We start from the raw sequence: 14,612 nt of genomic DNA, 5'->3' as shown, positions 1-14,612 counted from the left end.
AAATTGCTATCTTGGAGTCAACTTGTTGTGTTATTCCCTCTAGGTCTCCATATCATTTTGCCAGTGTTAATCTACATACCCACGATAGCTGGTCCACTCGGCGAGCATTTTTCTCTGACGCATTTCTAAGCCAAATCAAAAAAAGGCATAGAGTCCTTTTTCAAAATAATGAAATTCGCTCTCTCCTATGCTCCGCTTGCCATAGCCTTCGAAGAACGTATGAACCTCAGCTTCCTCTTCAAAGATGTTCGGCTTTGGTCGTATTGCCAAACACACATCATAACGCGGGTCGCCTAATGCTCCCCCGCTCCAATCTATCACACCTGTAATTTCTCCTTCATGAACCAATACATTATCAATTGTAAAATCACCATGAATGAGTGTATTCTCTACCGGCGCTGGCTTGTTATCTTTCAAAAATTGTAATAAATCTTCCGTACCGTCAACCTTATATCTTCGTACATTTATTTCCGCTCGTCGCAGCATTTCATCCAGCCACAATCCATCTTTAACTAGAGCTATTGGACAGGGTGTTGAATGAATTTGAGACAAAGCTTTCCCAAATTTATATATTAATTCATGCTTTCTATCCCTATCACTTTCATTACTTAAGGTAGATCTTAATGTATCTCCTTCAAAAAATTCCATCAAAGCCCAAGCTTGATCTTCACTTTTTTGTTCAACAAAATGATATACCTTTGGAGTTGATAACGGTGCTACAGAAAGACTCTTTACAACTTGTACTTCGTCAGAGAGCCAGGCAGAATACTGCTCGCCTTTTGTTCTTTTTAGAACAAACTTGCCATGTTCGCTTTGAATAATTCCAACATCAGAAGTATGGCCCTGCCTTGGAAATGTGATATCTTTAATAACACCTAAGTAATGTTTAAAATCATTTGGTATTTCGTTTAAATCGATTGGAACCAAGGAATCACTACCTCCTTATAATTAAATAATTACATGGGCATCAACCATTCATTACACCATACAATTTTGTATCACATACAATTTACATGATATTTACATAAATTAACAGTTCCTATTTTAGAGTCCCTTTGGCAAAATACAGCGGTGGGTATCCCTCCAGCTAGACAGCTTAGAAGCAGAATTTATTATGTGAAATTCATTAGTTGTTGTTATCAGAAAATTAGCAGCGGTAACTTCCTAGAACAACGAATAACCACAGTTCGGATATTTTCCGCACTGTGGCTTATGAACGGCCGATCGCTTTCCTTCACTCCGATCACCGCATTTTCGATAAGTAGTCAATTCTTACTTAACCCCTTTTTCTTTTGCAATCATATTGTTCGTTTCTTCCTCTATTTGACGGAAAGCCGTATTCAAATCCATTTTGCCTGTCGCGAGATCTGCATCATATTTGAGATATATTTTTTCTGCATTGGTATCATATTTTGTTTTCGGAGCAACTGATGAATAGTTTTGATTCACAATGGTTTGCAAATTTTTCCCTTTATGAGGACTGCTCTCGCCAAACTGTTTCTTAATGCTCGGATCGGTCAGCACCGGAATAATTCCTTTACGTGACAACTCCGTTTGCTTTTCATCGCTTAATATATGCTGAATGACATCCATCGCCAGTTCCTTGTGCTTGCTCGTCGAGGTGATGCTGAAGTACGTTGGCAAGGTTTGCGGACCCAAATTCGGCGCTTCCTTATATTTAGGGAACGACACGATATCCCAATTCATATCCGCCATAGGCGGGGTCAAGAAATAATTGCCCAAGGCAACCGTCATTGCAATATTTTTATCCTTCGTAAAAAAAGTCGGTGAACGCATTTTATTTCCAGCTGTCTGATAAATTTTCGTAAGAACGTCGTAAACCGGCTTCCATTTTTCATTTTGAATCGTGGCTTTCTCTGTTTTAGGATCCACATACGATAAAGAAAATGGATTCAAAACAAGATACTGATTGTTATATAAGCCTATTCCGTAATATTCGGTGCCTCCGTCCACTTTATTAAACTTTTTGCCTAAATCCAGAATTTCATCCCACGTCATGCCATCCTTAGGGTAAGGGACCCCGAACCTGTCAAATATATCTTTGTTATAATACAAGGCTTGCGTGTTGATAACGACAGGAAGAGCGTACATTTTGCCGTCTGAGCTTTGCTTTGCGTACTCTACTGTGGACGGTTCCAGCTTGTTCAAGTCCATTTGCCGTTTCTTGATCATGTCCGACATATCATACTCAAGCTTCATATCTTTTAAGTTCGTAAAGATTTTGGATACAGCGTCCCAATAAATGTCGATGTTCGTTCCTGAAGCGACCACTTCAGGCAACAGCGGTCCCGCTCCCTGCTTGGTAATATATTTGAAGGTATGCTGAGGGAACTTTTTGCGGATGGAATCTCCGAACCGCTCATTAAATTCTTCTTGGGACCAGCCGCTTTCGGAATAAATAACAAGCTCTACCGGTTCATTCGTTTTCTCTGAAGCAGCCTGATTGCTCGTGTTGACGTTGGCGCTCGTGTTCGTATTGGTTTTCCCACTTGCACTACAGGCCGTCATTGATAATGCCAACAGACTGGCTGTGCTGACTTTTAAAATAAGCCTGACTCTATGGGTCATCTGGTTTTACCACTCCTTCTTTTTGTTTCGTTCTCCTATTACGCTTTACGTATCTGATTTCTCTCGACATATCGCTTAGCTATGGCATCATTGTTCTTTAGTTTCACAAGCTCACTTCTCGTGATTGCCCATGAATCCGACATCACTTCCACGATATGGTTATTGGACGTCAGGGCATATCGCTTGTTAATCTGACCGGAAACCACATCCCCCCACTGCATATAAAGAGTCACAAGCGGAAACCTGCTGCGAATGTCATCCAAATATTTGAGGTTATCGATCGGTGTCTCCATATTGATTCCTACTTCTCCCCAGCCGAGCACTTTGCCGTATTTTGGGTCCGAAAATTCATCATAGAGTTGCGAATTCGCGGGTACATCGTCAGCAACGTAATACAGATCGGGAGCGATAATATCCACATACTCATTGCCAGGATATTGTTCCAATGCGCGCTGTAAGGGAGCTTTTGCATCAGGACAATACATCCACAGTAAGTTGTGCAAGCCCCTCGTCTCGGTAAAATACCGGAACATGTGCTGCCATACGGATAAAAGCTGGTCCGTTGCTCCTGTGCCCCACCAAAACCACCTGCCGTTCATTTCATGCAGCGGTCCCCAGATGACAGGAATGTCCTTCTCTGCATATTGCGCTATAATATCCGCGATGACGCTGAGCCAATCATTCCATCGTTCATACACAGAATTACCCGGTGTAATCAGCTCTTCCAATTGATGGCCTTCGGGTATGGAGGACCACGACGTTTCCAATGTCCATGGATTGCTGGGATGCCACATAAATCGCAATAAACCGCCTTGCTCATGATGCTCTAAAGCGTACTCTCTCCAATTGGAGTCGGAGGGGCGGTTCTCAATACCTGTTCCAACCACATTACGCCCGCTGAAGTCAAATCCGACCAAGCCCGGATACTCGCCCGACAAGCGAAATACGTCCAGATAGAATCGCTCCCATGCTTGATGGGCATCATATGAATTCGAATTGTTCGCATTGCGGGTAATGTATTGACCTATAACCACACGCCGGTCCACCTGATCGGGTAACGACTTAAACCAATCCAGCAGCTCCCGAACACAAGGTGAGGCCAATGAATCACATGGCATTTGTAACATCATGCTATAACCCTCCTATTAATAACCTCCAATGGTCGGATACCATTCCGGTCGTCGCGGATCTTGGTGGAACCGGGCATAATAGTCGCCCTTCTCTTCATAGTAGCGCTCATACTTCGCCATCTTCTCTTCGTCAAGCTCCACGCCCAGACCCGGTCCCGTTGGAACTTTAATGCAACCGTTTTCATATTTCATCAATCCACCCGCTACAATATCATCCGTTAAGTAGTGGTAATGGGCATCTCCAGCAAATATCATCGCAGGAATAGTTGATGCTGTATGAAGCATGGCAGCCAGCTCGATGCCGAATTCCACCCCGCTATGCATAGCAACACCCATATTAAACGTATTGCAGATGGCAACAAGATCCTTTACCCCTCGAGGTCCCTCCCAATAATGAATATCTGTCAGGATGATGTCTACCGCTCCCATTCGGATCGCAGGTCCCAAATCGTCAAATTTGTTTGGATACATATTCGTTGCAATAGGAATCCTCACTTGACTGCGTACAGCGGCGTTGCCTTCCAACCCCCAGGCAGGATCCTCGTAATATTCCAAGCCGAGTGCTTCCAATCGGTGTCCCATCCGGATCGCTGTTGGAACCGACCAGGCTCCGTTCGGATCGATCCTTAGGCCGAAGGAATCGCCTAGACGCTTGCGGCATAGCTCTAGAACCCGTACCTCTTCCTCAGGCTTCATGACACCTGCTTTTAATTTCATAGATGTAATACCTAATTCATGATATAACTGTTCGCAATAATCCGCCATATCTTCAGCACTGCGATCATCGCCGCCATTCGGACGGTCATACCTCCAGAACAAGTACCCTATCATCGGCACTTCGTCCCGAACTTTACCTCCCAGCAAAACGTTGAGTGGCCGACCCAGCACTTTGCCCTGGATATCCAGACATGCCATTTCAATGGCTGCATACAGTCTAGCATTCGACATATAGTAGATGCTGCGAAGCACCTTTAGTTTGATTAATTCCAATTCGAATGGGTCCAGCCCAACGATTCTCGGCTTCAGCTTCTGCAAAGCTCCTCGCGCATCGCCTCCGCCTACTTCACCCAGACCGACGATGCCTTCATCTGTAATCAATTCCAATACGGTGCGAAGAAAATAACCAGGATGGACCCCTGTGCTATGTCTCAATTGCGCTGTTGTCGGGATAGCGACACATCTTGTGCGCATGTCTATAATTTTCAAAGGGTTGCTCCTCCTTTATAATGCTCAGCTTCATAGTTTTCCGTATTTTTTGTATATTTCTACAGGGTCCGCGCCGGAAGCAAACTCAGCCCGAGCATTATTCTCGACTCGGACAAGCTCTTCAGTTTTTTCCAGTACCTCGACAACAAGTGCACGCGGAATGACCACGACACCGTCTAGGTCCCCGAACAGAAAATCCCCTGGCTGAACTGAAACAATCGAAGATAACGCACCCCGAAGCCCGATCGGCATTTGCCAGTCGTAATAGCTCCAGCGCATAAAGGCTTCCACCGGAGTCTGATATTGGCAAAATACCGGGAAGTTATCCTTTAGTAAAAATCCAGTATCACGACACCCTCCATCAACAACCGTACCGATAACACCGGATGCTTTGCCGAGCACGGCATTCATCTCACCATAATGAGCAGCTTGATTATCCATGCTGCAATCTCTCGTATCGATAAGCGGGCAGCCGATCGCTCTCATATCGTTAAACAAATGTATACGGCGAGTGCGCAAGTCTTCGTCGCCCTTAATGTCGGGAATGCCTTTAATGGTAAAGGCCGGTCCCGCCAGCACCATGTCCGGTCGAATCGGCTTTACTCCGTGCGCGAGAGCCTGATTGGGGTATCCCAAATGATCCAGTACATCGTATACGGCACCCGTATATAATTCCTTGTATCTTTCAATAAGCTCCGTTACCGGTACGCCATATTCATATTTTTTTTTCCAATCCATATTTACACTCCCCTTATAGTGATGGTTCATTGGCTAACCTTTAATCATTTGGCCCCCGTCGACCGGGATCGTTACGCCTGTAATATAAGCGGATTGCTCGGACGCCAGGAATACGGCAATACCAGCAACATCCTCAGGCACCCCGATCCGGGCGAGCGGAATCGACTGAATCGTCTTCTCACGAATCGCGAGATCTTGCAATCGTTCACGGTTAAAGTCCGTCTCAATCGCACCCGGCGCGATGCAATTCACTCGAATCCGATATTCAGCAAGCTCTACCGCCATAGCTCGGGTAAACGCCTCAATGCCTCCTTTTGCAGCGATATAGCTGCTATCACAGGCATAACCTCGCCGGGCTCGAACCGAGGAAACATTGATGATACTTCCGCCACCTCCACTGCTCATATACTTTACAGCTTCCTTAGTGCACAGATAGTGCCCTGTTAAATTCACAGCTATGGTGCGCTCCCAAGATGCTTCGTTCATATGCATCAGCGGCAATCGTTCCGTCATTCCGGCACAATTGACGAGAATATCCACTCTTGCGTAGCGTTCTCCGATTTGCCCGAAGCAATGCCGGACTTGTTCGGCTTCGGATATGTCCCCCTTTAGCTCTACAATCCTTTCTTCTTTTCCCGAAACGTGGGAACACGGAATATACTGCGGCGGCTCACTGTCATTATGGATAACGGCAACTTGCGCCCCACCCGCCGCAAAAGCAGCGGCAATGGCTCTTCCTATCCCTCGCGTCCCACCGGTGACAACCGCAACTTTCCCACTCAACTCCAATCGTTTCCCCTCCTTTGGTATTCATTGTAAGAGATGCCTATACAAGAATGAATGCAGGATATTATAATATTTTATATACATTTTTGCAGAGGGGTGTCCTTCATGTGGGACAAGACGGAATCTCATAAAATAGTGCATTACTACTGGGGAGAGTCGAAAACACAGTTTATTCGGGAGTCGGATACCTATGCACACTGGGTGATACTGGCTGCTGAAGAAGGGACATTTCACTATGCGATCGGGGATGAGCAAGGCGAAGTAGGCTTCGGCCAAGTAGTCTTATGTCCGCCTGGACAGACGCTGCACCGAAGGGTGAACTCTTCAATATTTTCATTTCATTTTATCGAATTCAAATGGTCCGAACAGGAGCTGCCCCCATCAGCAAAAACGAAAACAATGCCTTCCGGCGCTATTACCATCGCGGATGAACAAAGACTCCTCTCGAATTTTCAATATTTAAAGCAAGCATCTACGGATAAAGATTTATCGGCTCATTATGTGGTTGATCTGCTTCTTCTTTGTCTGAATTCCGTTCGATCAGTGGAGGAGGTCCAGAAGCCAATTGACAGCACCATTCGAAAAGTCGCGGCTTATATCGAAGAGAATGCTTCCAAACCGATGAAAATGGAAGATATTGCACGAGAGCATGGGCTAAGCCCATCCCAGTTTACGAGAAAATTTCAAGACGCTTATCAGAAGGGGCCTCAGCAATACCTCATCTCGGTCAGGATCCACAACATAAAAGAAATGCTGATTCATACCGATTACACCATCGATACTATAGCTCAATTGAACGGTTTTCAGAACGGCTTTTACATGTCCAAAGTGTTTACCCAGCAAACGAACCTGAATCCCTCCGAGTTTAGAAAAACCCACAGGGTGTAGGGGGATCATACCCGTTTGGCGCTATGGAAATGAGGGTGCAAGGACATATGATTAAACAAAGAACTACTGGTGAAATCACCAGTAGTTCTAATGTTCACATGCGTTGGATCAGCCATGGTCTGATCCTCGCTCGCTAAACTACTCAACTCATCGTGCTTTAGTTCCCAGCAACAAAATTCACTTTATACGTCCGGGTTGCCGCATTCTCCGCCGTCACCACCAGTTCAGTAGTGCCAGGGACAGCCGCAGCTGGTTTCACGAGTATTAGTGTGCGTTCTGCAGGTGCTGTAGAAACCGCACGTATCGTTGGAACGGCATCTCCTGCAGCTACAGGCACCGTATATTCCAGTTGCTCCGCGTTAAACCCTTGCAGCTCGACATTATTTACCTTAATGCTTTGCAAAGACACATCCGTAGTCAACCGTTGTCCATAGATTTCAATCTCGGTAATAGCCATGGGTTGATTGCCCGCATTCTTCACCCTTATATACCGGGCTGGCGATTCTCTGAACGCATACGGCTCCAGATCCGATGTTGTCCCTGTACTGGTTGTTCCGTATACTTTACGCCAATTATTACCGATAGCGGATACTTCGATATCGAACGAGTTCGTGCGCGTACTTCCTTGCTCCCAAGCGATTTTCAAGCCTTCCACATTGCATATCTCTCCCAAGTCAAGCTTGATCCATTGATTCTTCTCCGTCCCTACCCAGGAAGTGAGCGGATTGTTGTCAATGACATTGCCTGGTCCAACCCCATAAACGCTTCCGTACACGCTTGCGGTAACGTTGCTTACATCCAACTTGTTTCCGGAAACCGGCTTCAAAGGCTCAAATAAGAGCTGCACCGTATACGTCGTTTGGGTACCGTTATGAGCGGTTACTTGGACGTTCGCCTCTCCCGGAACTGCCGTTGCATTTGTAATCTTCATTGCAGCCTGTTTGTCGGTTGCTCTCGCCGTGACACCCGGTACTGTCGTTTCTCCATACGGCATGCGGGGTACTTGAACAACATATTGATTTTGGTTAGGGGCAAACCCTTGCACCGTATTCCCCCCCACAGCTAACTGCTGCAAAGTGGAGTCGTCGCTCAGTTCACTATCGATGATAACGATCTCTTGAGTACCGCCACTGCCTAGCTTCATCTTGAAGGTTTGGCTTTGGCCTTGATAATTCACTTTGATTTCATAATCTCCCAAAAATCCTCGTGTTGAAAATTTACCTTGAGCATCCGTGGAGCCTGTTTCATTCGTCCACCATTGATGAAGCACCAGATCTTTCCACACTTGACCGCTTGGCTTCAAGCTCCAGTCTTTGCGATAGATAGGCGCATTGCTTCTCCAATTGGCCAAATCCCAAAATCCCCAAATCAGGAAGCCTTTCATCGCCGGATGACTAAACGCAGCGGTCATATAGTCCCGCATGAAATCGGCCTGCAAGTTCTCGTCGGCCGTTGCATGATCAAACTCTGTAATTTCCAGATGGCCGGCATAGGTTGCATACTTGTCAAACATGCTCAAGTATCGATTCATGCTTCCCGGATACTGGCCAAAATGTGATTGCAAGCCGATGCCATCGACCGATACTCCTTGGTTCTGCATATCATCCAGCACTTTAATAAACCTCTTGATGTTATCCGGGTTTCCTCCTTCAACGCCAGTTTCATTCAAATACATATTAGCGCCGCTGCTGCCTTCAATTTGACGAACTTGATTATACCATTGAGCGCTCTCAGACATTCCGAACGAATCGGTCAATAAATGGTTATCTTTCGGTTCGTTTACCACATCCCAATCGACGAACTGGCCTTTGAAAAAACCAGCTTCTTCATTTACATAATCGCGAACTCTATTGCGATACAGTACCGGGTAATATTTCAGTTCATTCGCCGTGACGGGCATTAACGTTTCCTTTTGCCAAACGAGCGTATGACCGCGTACGCGAAGTCCTCGTTCATTCAACCAGTTGACCACTTTAGAACCATTCGAACGATTGGCAGTATCCCAAGTGGTCATCTTCAACTCATTTTCGGGAACGGCGCTGTTAAACAATTCCGTCACCGCTTGCCTATACTTGTCACTATCTGCATTCGTTCCGAGCAATCTTGTGGCGGTAACAGCTGTTCCCCACATAAACTCATGATTCAGCATCCTAACTTCGACAGACGCATTCTGCACATTTTGTCCGTCTTTATCTTGTACTTGAACGGTCAAATCGGCCTTACGAATTTGTTCGATCCTCTGTAAAGCATCCTGACGCCATTTGGCATTCTCTTCTCTGCCTTCGTAGCCTTCATAACCAATCCCGGTTTTCGGCAGATCGCTTACCTGCAACGTTTTTTGATAATTGATAAGCTGAAGTCCCCCGATTTCAATAACCTGTGGTGGAAAACCGATGCGCAGTAGCATTTGAGATCCTCCTTCGGGATGGTCCATGTACGATACGAAAGGGATCTCTACTTTCTTCCAATCGGTCCCGATATATACTCCGGTCGTTGTCGATTTTTCGTAGGATACTTTATTTTCAAAGGCTAGCTCCGTCCTGGCCACATCCGATCCGCTTGGCAGCTCTATGGCTCGTACGTAGAAGCTGGCGAATAATACATCATCCTTAGCGACTGCCGGTGCAATATTAATTCTCAATTGGGCTAGATGACTTCCCTGCGGGTCTACTGACGTTCTGGCCCGGATCGCTTGGCTAAACGGTTGACCTTCGACAGGAACCATCTGCATACTCGCATAGCTAGGCCCGATCAAATTCATCTTGGTCAGAGCATCATCCGGCAGTAAAGAAATACCCGATGAATCTGCGAAATATTCCTTTGGGTAAAACAGCGTTACCGATAATGCAATTAGCATGCATGACACGAACATGAACAGGTTTCGGAAACTTTTTCGTTGTATCATTTCATAACGCCCTCCTTATATTAAAGCGCTTTCAATAATGCGAGATTAGTATACAACGGGGGAAAAGACATTTACATATAAGGAATTCATTTATTTTATATATTTTTTTGCGAAAATCAGTCTGTCGAGAAAAAATAGAAAGCCTACGGGAAGGATATATTATCCGGCTGCTAGAAGTAGAATATAGAGGTAGATAAATCGGATTGTGCATACTCATTTCGTTATCCAAACTAATAATGGAAAGGGAGTTCATTCATGACACAGGAGCAAAATTACAAAAACCATGCCAGACTTCATCCGCTTTTTCACTTTATAGGCACGCCTTTAGCCCTCATTACTTTCATCGGCGCTATTGTTTACTTGTTCACTTCGTTTTCCTGGATTTCTGTTCTATCGGTTATAGCGTCCATCTGCATAATGGTCTGTATTATTCTTGTTCGTACATACGCAACTAAGCTGCAGGACCGCATTATCCGTAACGAAGAAAACTTCCGTCACTACCTGCTTACAGGAGAGCCGCTGAATTCCCGCCTGACCACCGGACAAATTGTAGCCTTGCGCTTTGCAAGCGATGATCAATTCCCCGAACTATGCCGTAAGGCAGTTAATGAAAGCTTGAAACCTGACGATATCAAGAAGGCCGTCAAAATATGGAGAGCTGATTCGCTGCGAGTTTAACCATGACAAATAAGCATCCCATGTCCGCCCTACAGCGTGCATGGGATGCTTATTTTCGATCCTTCCCTTGCCTTTAACGGCTTGCCGCCTCCATCTCCACAATCGCATCCACCGCATTTATGGGATGCAGCTGCCCTTTGAATGCAAAAGAGGTTTTACCCGTTTCCTCTGAAACGACAAGTACAAGCGCATCCGTTAGCTCAGTCAGTCCAATTGCCGCGCGATGGCGCGTCCCCAGCTTTTTATCCTCTACAGCTGCGTGGGATACAGGCAAGACATTCGCAGCAGATACAATCCGGTCAGATCGAACTAGCACAGCTCCGTCGTGAAGCGGACTTCCCGGGTAAAATACCGACTCCAGCAGTGAACTGGTCAAGGTCGCTTCCAATGGGATACCTGAGTGTACGAACGGTCCCAGCTCGTCTTCTCTTTCCACTACGATCAATGCCCCGTGCCTGCGCTCGGACAGATGTTGAATACTGACGGACAAATCCAAGTAATTATTCGTAAAGGAAGACAAATAGCATTGCAAATAAAAAGAAGCTGCTATCGACTCCACCTTGTTAAACGCTTCACGTATTTCGTCAAATTGACTCAGTAAGCAGTGGTTCTCGTTATTAATATCATCCAAGCTGCGTTGAATCTTGCCCGCGATATGATGCAGTTGCAGCTTCAGCTGTTCTTTCATGGGGGATACATCACAATTAATTTGCAGCATTCAACCCACCTCAACACTCCATATTGATCCTGCCGGAAACACATAAAAACCTTGCTAAAACGCATAGTCATAATATGCTCATTCTTCCATTCAAGTATTACACGAACCTTTTCTTGGTCATTCAGCTATTGACAGTTTCAAAATCATCGTTTATTTTTATATTGACTGAACCGATCAATCTATATCTTTTTACTCTTTTATTGACTGATTAAGTCAATCTATAATCATTTTCAAATTTCAAAGGAGAGATGAACATGAATACCGTCCAAAAAAAGGGAACAGCCGTTATCATCGGAGGAAGTATTGCGGGTTTGCTTACAGCCAGAGTCGTTTCGGATTATTACGAAGAGGTTCTCATCATAGACAAAGATCAATTTCCGGAGCAGCCCGAGGATCGTAACGGTACTCCACAAGCTTTTCATCCTCATCGTTTCACACAACGCGGCAAAATGATTACAGCTCGCTTATTCCCGGGTTATGAAGATGATTTATTGGCGCAAGGATCTCCGTCGTCATTAAATAAGACCATTCACAATACAAATCCTCATGGAAGCATGGTTGGTAAATACCCGCGCAACGATATCAAGTTCAGCAGAGCCGTCTTGGAGTGGGTGCTTCGCAAACGCGTGAACCAGATTACCAATGTCCGTTTTTTTCCCAATCATGATGTGATCCATCTAGTGTCAAATTCGGACCACACCACCGTCACAGGAATTCAGGTCAGGGAACGCAGGCACCAAGGTCAGCAGTCAACGTTAGCTGCCGATATGGTGTTCGATGCGAGCGGCCGTTCCTCCAAACTGTCAGCTTGGCTTGAAGAGATGGGGTACGACGTACCGACTCCGGATTTTCTGAAGGTCGATCTTGGCTATAGTACACGCCGTTACAAACTGCCTTCACACCTTACACATTTAGCCGATGAATGGGATGCTATAGTTATGGCAGGCCAACCGACTAATGGAACCTTCGCCGGATGCTTTTCTTTTATTGAAAACAATGTAGCTGAGATGCTGCTATACCGCCCAGGCGGACATTTTCCTCCAACGGATGCGCAAGAATTTGAACAAGCGATTGCAGGGCTACCCAACCCGATCATCTCGGACATCTTGCAGCAGCTCGAACCGCTCACTCCTCCACGTGGCTTCCGAGTGCCGAAGCTGTACCGTCAACATTATGAACGAATGCAGCAATGGCCTGCCGGCTTGCTAGTGTTGGGGGATGCCTTTTGCATCTACGATCCCATATTCGGTCAAGGAATGACCGTCGCCGCTATTGAAGCGGAAGCGTTGGAGGGATGCCTTAAACAGCACTGGAATGAACCTCAACCCCATTTCGAGCAACGTGTGCTCCAAAAAATACAAGAGGTCATCGAACCGGCTTGGTGGCTGAATTGTGCTAATGATTTGCAATGGGAAGGTGTTGAATATATTAGTGCAGAGCCGTTGAAAGAAATATCTTGGGGGCAGAAATATATGGATCTGTATCTTAAGCATGCAACGACGACACAGGACTGGAAGCTGTACGGATTGTATTGGGCCGTCAATACGCTATCTATCTCACCAAGTGAAATTATGAAGCCACAAATGGTAACGACTGTGCTTAATGCGTCGGAAGAAGGTAAGCAGCTGCTCGCTGAGCTTAACCTTTACGGCAATTCTTTGGAAGAGACGTTAGAGCAGCTCCTTCCTCGTTTCTCTCCAGAGACCTTTGTAGAGTATGAGCCGCAGCCAGCACAAAACGATAATTAACCGTCTTAAAAGATTGTGGCAAAGATGGTATACTCATAGGAGTCTCACATAACTCATGTATCAAGCCCAATTCAGGCAAAGGAATGAATGACTTTGGCGCCTTTAAACGATGAACAATTACATCAAATTCGCGATGAACGCAAAGATCAAATAATAGCAGCCGCCCTTAATGTCTTTGCCCGCCGGGGGATCATAGGAACGAAGATGAGTATGATTGCAGCCGAAGCCGGTATCAGCCACGGTCTGCTGTACCATTATTTCAAATCCAAGGAAGAACTTTTTAATACTCTCGTTCAAGGGGCAATGATAGAATCACAAGCTGCCATGCGCAGTCTATACGATCTTCCAGGCTCTGCGATCGATAAAATAAGAGCTTTGACCGAAGAAATTCTGGATGATCGCGGCGCACCCTACTTCATGCTGATTCACCAAGCTCGTACTTCGGATGGCGTTCCGGAGAAGGCAAGACAGCTCGTTGAACAATACTCGATGAAGACTTTTGTCGATCACTTGCTTCCGTTATTTACAGAGGGACAGCAGGCCGGAGAAATTGCCCCAGGTAATCTGGAGCATTTAATTGCTTCCTATTTGTCGGTCCTCTCAGGACTAATGGTCTTGAACACCCAAGAGGACTCTGCCTATAGAAAGCCTGAGATTGACGTTTTACTGCGGATGGTCACCGGTCGTTAAATCGCACCTAATGATGGTAAAAGCAAAAAAAAGGTCGTCTTCCCATTGGGAGACGATCTTTTCAAATTGACGAGACACCCGTGAACCCTTGAAATATTGCTATACTCTCCGGTAGCCCTTCGGCCTCTGTACCCTTTATTCTACCAGCTTGCCTTTCCAGGTTGCGACCCCGCCCTGCAAGTGAGATACATCGCGCAAACCATTTTTAAGCAATACTCTGGCCGCTTGCTTGCTTCTCATCCCGCTTCGGCAGTACAAATATACGCTTTTATCGCTTGGGATCTCTCCCCATCTTCTATTCAACTGGGATAACGGAATATTTACTGCACTGGGAATATATCCTTGCTTGACCTCCCCCGGCTCACGAACATCAACCAGCAGTGCATCCGGATTTTCCTTTAGCTCCTGCTGAAAGAGATCGGTAGGCAATGTTTTCAATCCCTTGACCCCTGCAAACCGGGAATATAGGAACCATAGCAAAAATGCAATGGCAACGATTTTTATTATAAGCTGTATATCCATGACAACGCCTCTTT

Annotated in this window: 13 protein-coding genes; 4 read left to right on the top strand and 9 right to left on the bottom strand. The window is 45.8% G+C overall.

Translation table 11 applies throughout. The features are described 5' to 3' along the window. Positions 1–135: 135 nt before the first annotated feature. The 6 genes from BP97_RS0109790 to BP97_RS0109765 all read right to left on the bottom strand — a co-directional run bounded on the left by BP97_RS0109790 (position 136) and on the right by BP97_RS0109765 (position 6,452). Entirely contained in the window at positions 136–927 is a 792-nt protein-coding gene (locus BP97_RS0109790) for an aminoglycoside phosphotransferase APH(3') (protein ID WP_028548935.1), read from the bottom strand. Between the two features lie 345 nt (positions 928–1,272). Next, positions 1,273–2,589, bottom strand: coding sequence for an ABC transporter substrate-binding protein (locus tag BP97_RS0109785; protein WP_028548934.1), 1,317 nt, complete (start codon positions 2,587–2,589; stop codon positions 1,273–1,275). 38 nt (positions 2,590–2,627) lie between these two features. Beyond that, positions 2,628–3,719, bottom strand: a complete 1,092-nt coding sequence (locus BP97_RS0109780; protein ID WP_028548933.1) for a glycosyl hydrolase — start codon at positions 3,717–3,719, stop codon at positions 2,628–2,630. Between the two features lie 15 nt (positions 3,720–3,734). Then, positions 3,735–4,925, bottom strand: coding sequence for an enolase C-terminal domain-like protein (locus tag BP97_RS0109775; RefSeq protein WP_028548932.1), 1,191 nt, complete (start codon positions 4,923–4,925; stop codon positions 3,735–3,737). Between the two features lie 30 nt (positions 4,926–4,955). Further along, positions 4,956–5,663 (bottom strand): RraA family protein, encoded by a 708-nt coding sequence (locus BP97_RS0109770; RefSeq protein WP_028548931.1) that lies wholly within the window; start codon positions 5,661–5,663, stop codon positions 4,956–4,958. 33 nt (positions 5,664–5,696) lie between these two features. Next, entirely contained in the window at positions 5,697–6,452 is a 756-nt protein-coding gene (locus BP97_RS0109765) for an SDR family NAD(P)-dependent oxidoreductase (protein WP_028548930.1), read from the bottom strand. A 102-nt stretch (positions 6,453–6,554) separates the two neighbouring features. On the opposite strand from BP97_RS0109765, the gene BP97_RS0109760 reads away from it, so the two are divergent. Next, positions 6,555–7,337 (top strand): AraC family transcriptional regulator, encoded by a 783-nt coding sequence (locus BP97_RS0109760; RefSeq protein ID WP_028548929.1) that lies wholly within the window; start codon positions 6,555–6,557, stop codon positions 7,335–7,337. A 157-nt stretch (positions 7,338–7,494) separates the two neighbouring features. Here BP97_RS0109760 and BP97_RS0109755 read toward each other — a convergent pair whose 3' ends face one another. Then, positions 7,495–10,242: an endo-1,4-beta-xylanase gene (locus BP97_RS0109755; RefSeq protein WP_028548928.1), complete on the bottom strand. Its 2,748-nt coding sequence runs from the start codon at positions 10,240–10,242 to the stop codon at positions 7,495–7,497. A 255-nt stretch (positions 10,243–10,497) separates the two neighbouring features. On the opposite strand from BP97_RS0109755, the gene BP97_RS0109750 reads away from it, so the two are divergent. Then, entirely contained in the window at positions 10,498–10,920 is a 423-nt protein-coding gene (locus tag BP97_RS0109750) for a DUF6526 family protein (RefSeq protein WP_028548927.1), read from the top strand. Between the two features lie 73 nt (positions 10,921–10,993). Here BP97_RS0109750 and cdaS read toward each other — a convergent pair whose 3' ends face one another. Then, entirely contained in the window at positions 10,994–11,638 is a 645-nt protein-coding gene (gene cdaS / locus BP97_RS0109745; RefSeq protein ID WP_028548926.1) for a sporulation-specific diadenylate cyclase CdaS, read from the bottom strand. 254 nt (positions 11,639–11,892) lie between these two features. On the opposite strand from cdaS, the gene BP97_RS35795 reads away from it, so the two are divergent. After that, the gene (locus BP97_RS35795) at positions 11,893–13,386 is read left to right on the top strand and encodes an FAD-dependent oxidoreductase (RefSeq protein WP_051620480.1); all 1,494 of its coding nucleotides are present in this window, start codon (positions 11,893–11,895) and stop codon (positions 13,384–13,386) included. Between the two features lie 93 nt (positions 13,387–13,479). Continuing rightward, positions 13,480–14,076 carry a TetR/AcrR family transcriptional regulator gene (locus BP97_RS0109735; protein ID WP_028548925.1) on the top strand — a complete coding sequence of 199 codons (597 nt, stop codon included), beginning with the start codon at positions 13,480–13,482 and terminating at the stop codon, positions 14,074–14,076. 135 nt (positions 14,077–14,211) lie between these two features. Here BP97_RS0109735 and BP97_RS0109730 read toward each other — a convergent pair whose 3' ends face one another. Next, positions 14,212–14,598, bottom strand: coding sequence for a rhodanese-like domain-containing protein (locus tag BP97_RS0109730; protein ID WP_028548924.1), 387 nt, complete (start codon positions 14,596–14,598; stop codon positions 14,212–14,214). Positions 14,599–14,612: the final 14 nt, after the last annotated feature.

It is taken from the genome of Paenibacillus sp. UNC451MF, from assembly GCF_000686845.1.
Classification (GTDB): Bacteria; Bacillota; Bacilli; order Paenibacillales; family NBRC-103111; genus Paenibacillus_S.
Note: the sequence above shows the minus strand (reverse complement) of the source record. Positions and strands in the feature narration are given on the sequence as shown.

Bases quoted from the DNA above. Each gene is read 5' to 3' on its own strand.
- BP97_RS0109760 (WP_028548929.1), top strand. From the start codon at position 6,555: ATGTGGGACAAGACGGAATCTCATAAAATAGTGCATTACTACTGGGGA.
- BP97_RS0109750 (WP_028548927.1), top strand. From the start codon at position 10,498: ATGACACAGGAGCAAAATTACAAAAACCATGCCAGACTTCATCCGCTT.
- BP97_RS0109755 (WP_028548928.1), bottom strand. From the start codon at position 10,242: ATGATACAACGAAAAAGTTTCCGAAACCTGTTCATGTTCGTGTCATGC.
- BP97_RS0109730 (WP_028548924.1), bottom strand. From the start codon at position 14,598: ATGGATATACAGCTTATAATAAAAATCGTTGCCATTGCATTTTTGCTA.
- BP97_RS0109770 (WP_028548931.1), bottom strand. From the start codon at position 5,663: ATGGATTGGAAAAAAAAATATGAATATGGCGTACCGGTAACGGAGCTT.
- BP97_RS0109785 (WP_028548934.1), bottom strand. From the start codon at position 2,589: ATGACCCATAGAGTCAGGCTTATTTTAAAAGTCAGCACAGCCAGTCTG.
- cdaS (WP_028548926.1), bottom strand. From the start codon at position 11,638: ATGCTGCAAATTAATTGTGATGTATCCCCCATGAAAGAACAGCTGAAG.
- BP97_RS35795 (WP_051620480.1), top strand. From the start codon at position 11,893: ATGAATACCGTCCAAAAAAAGGGAACAGCCGTTATCATCGGAGGAAGT.
- BP97_RS0109780 (WP_028548933.1), bottom strand. From the start codon at position 3,719: ATGATGTTACAAATGCCATGTGATTCATTGGCCTCACCTTGTGTTCGG.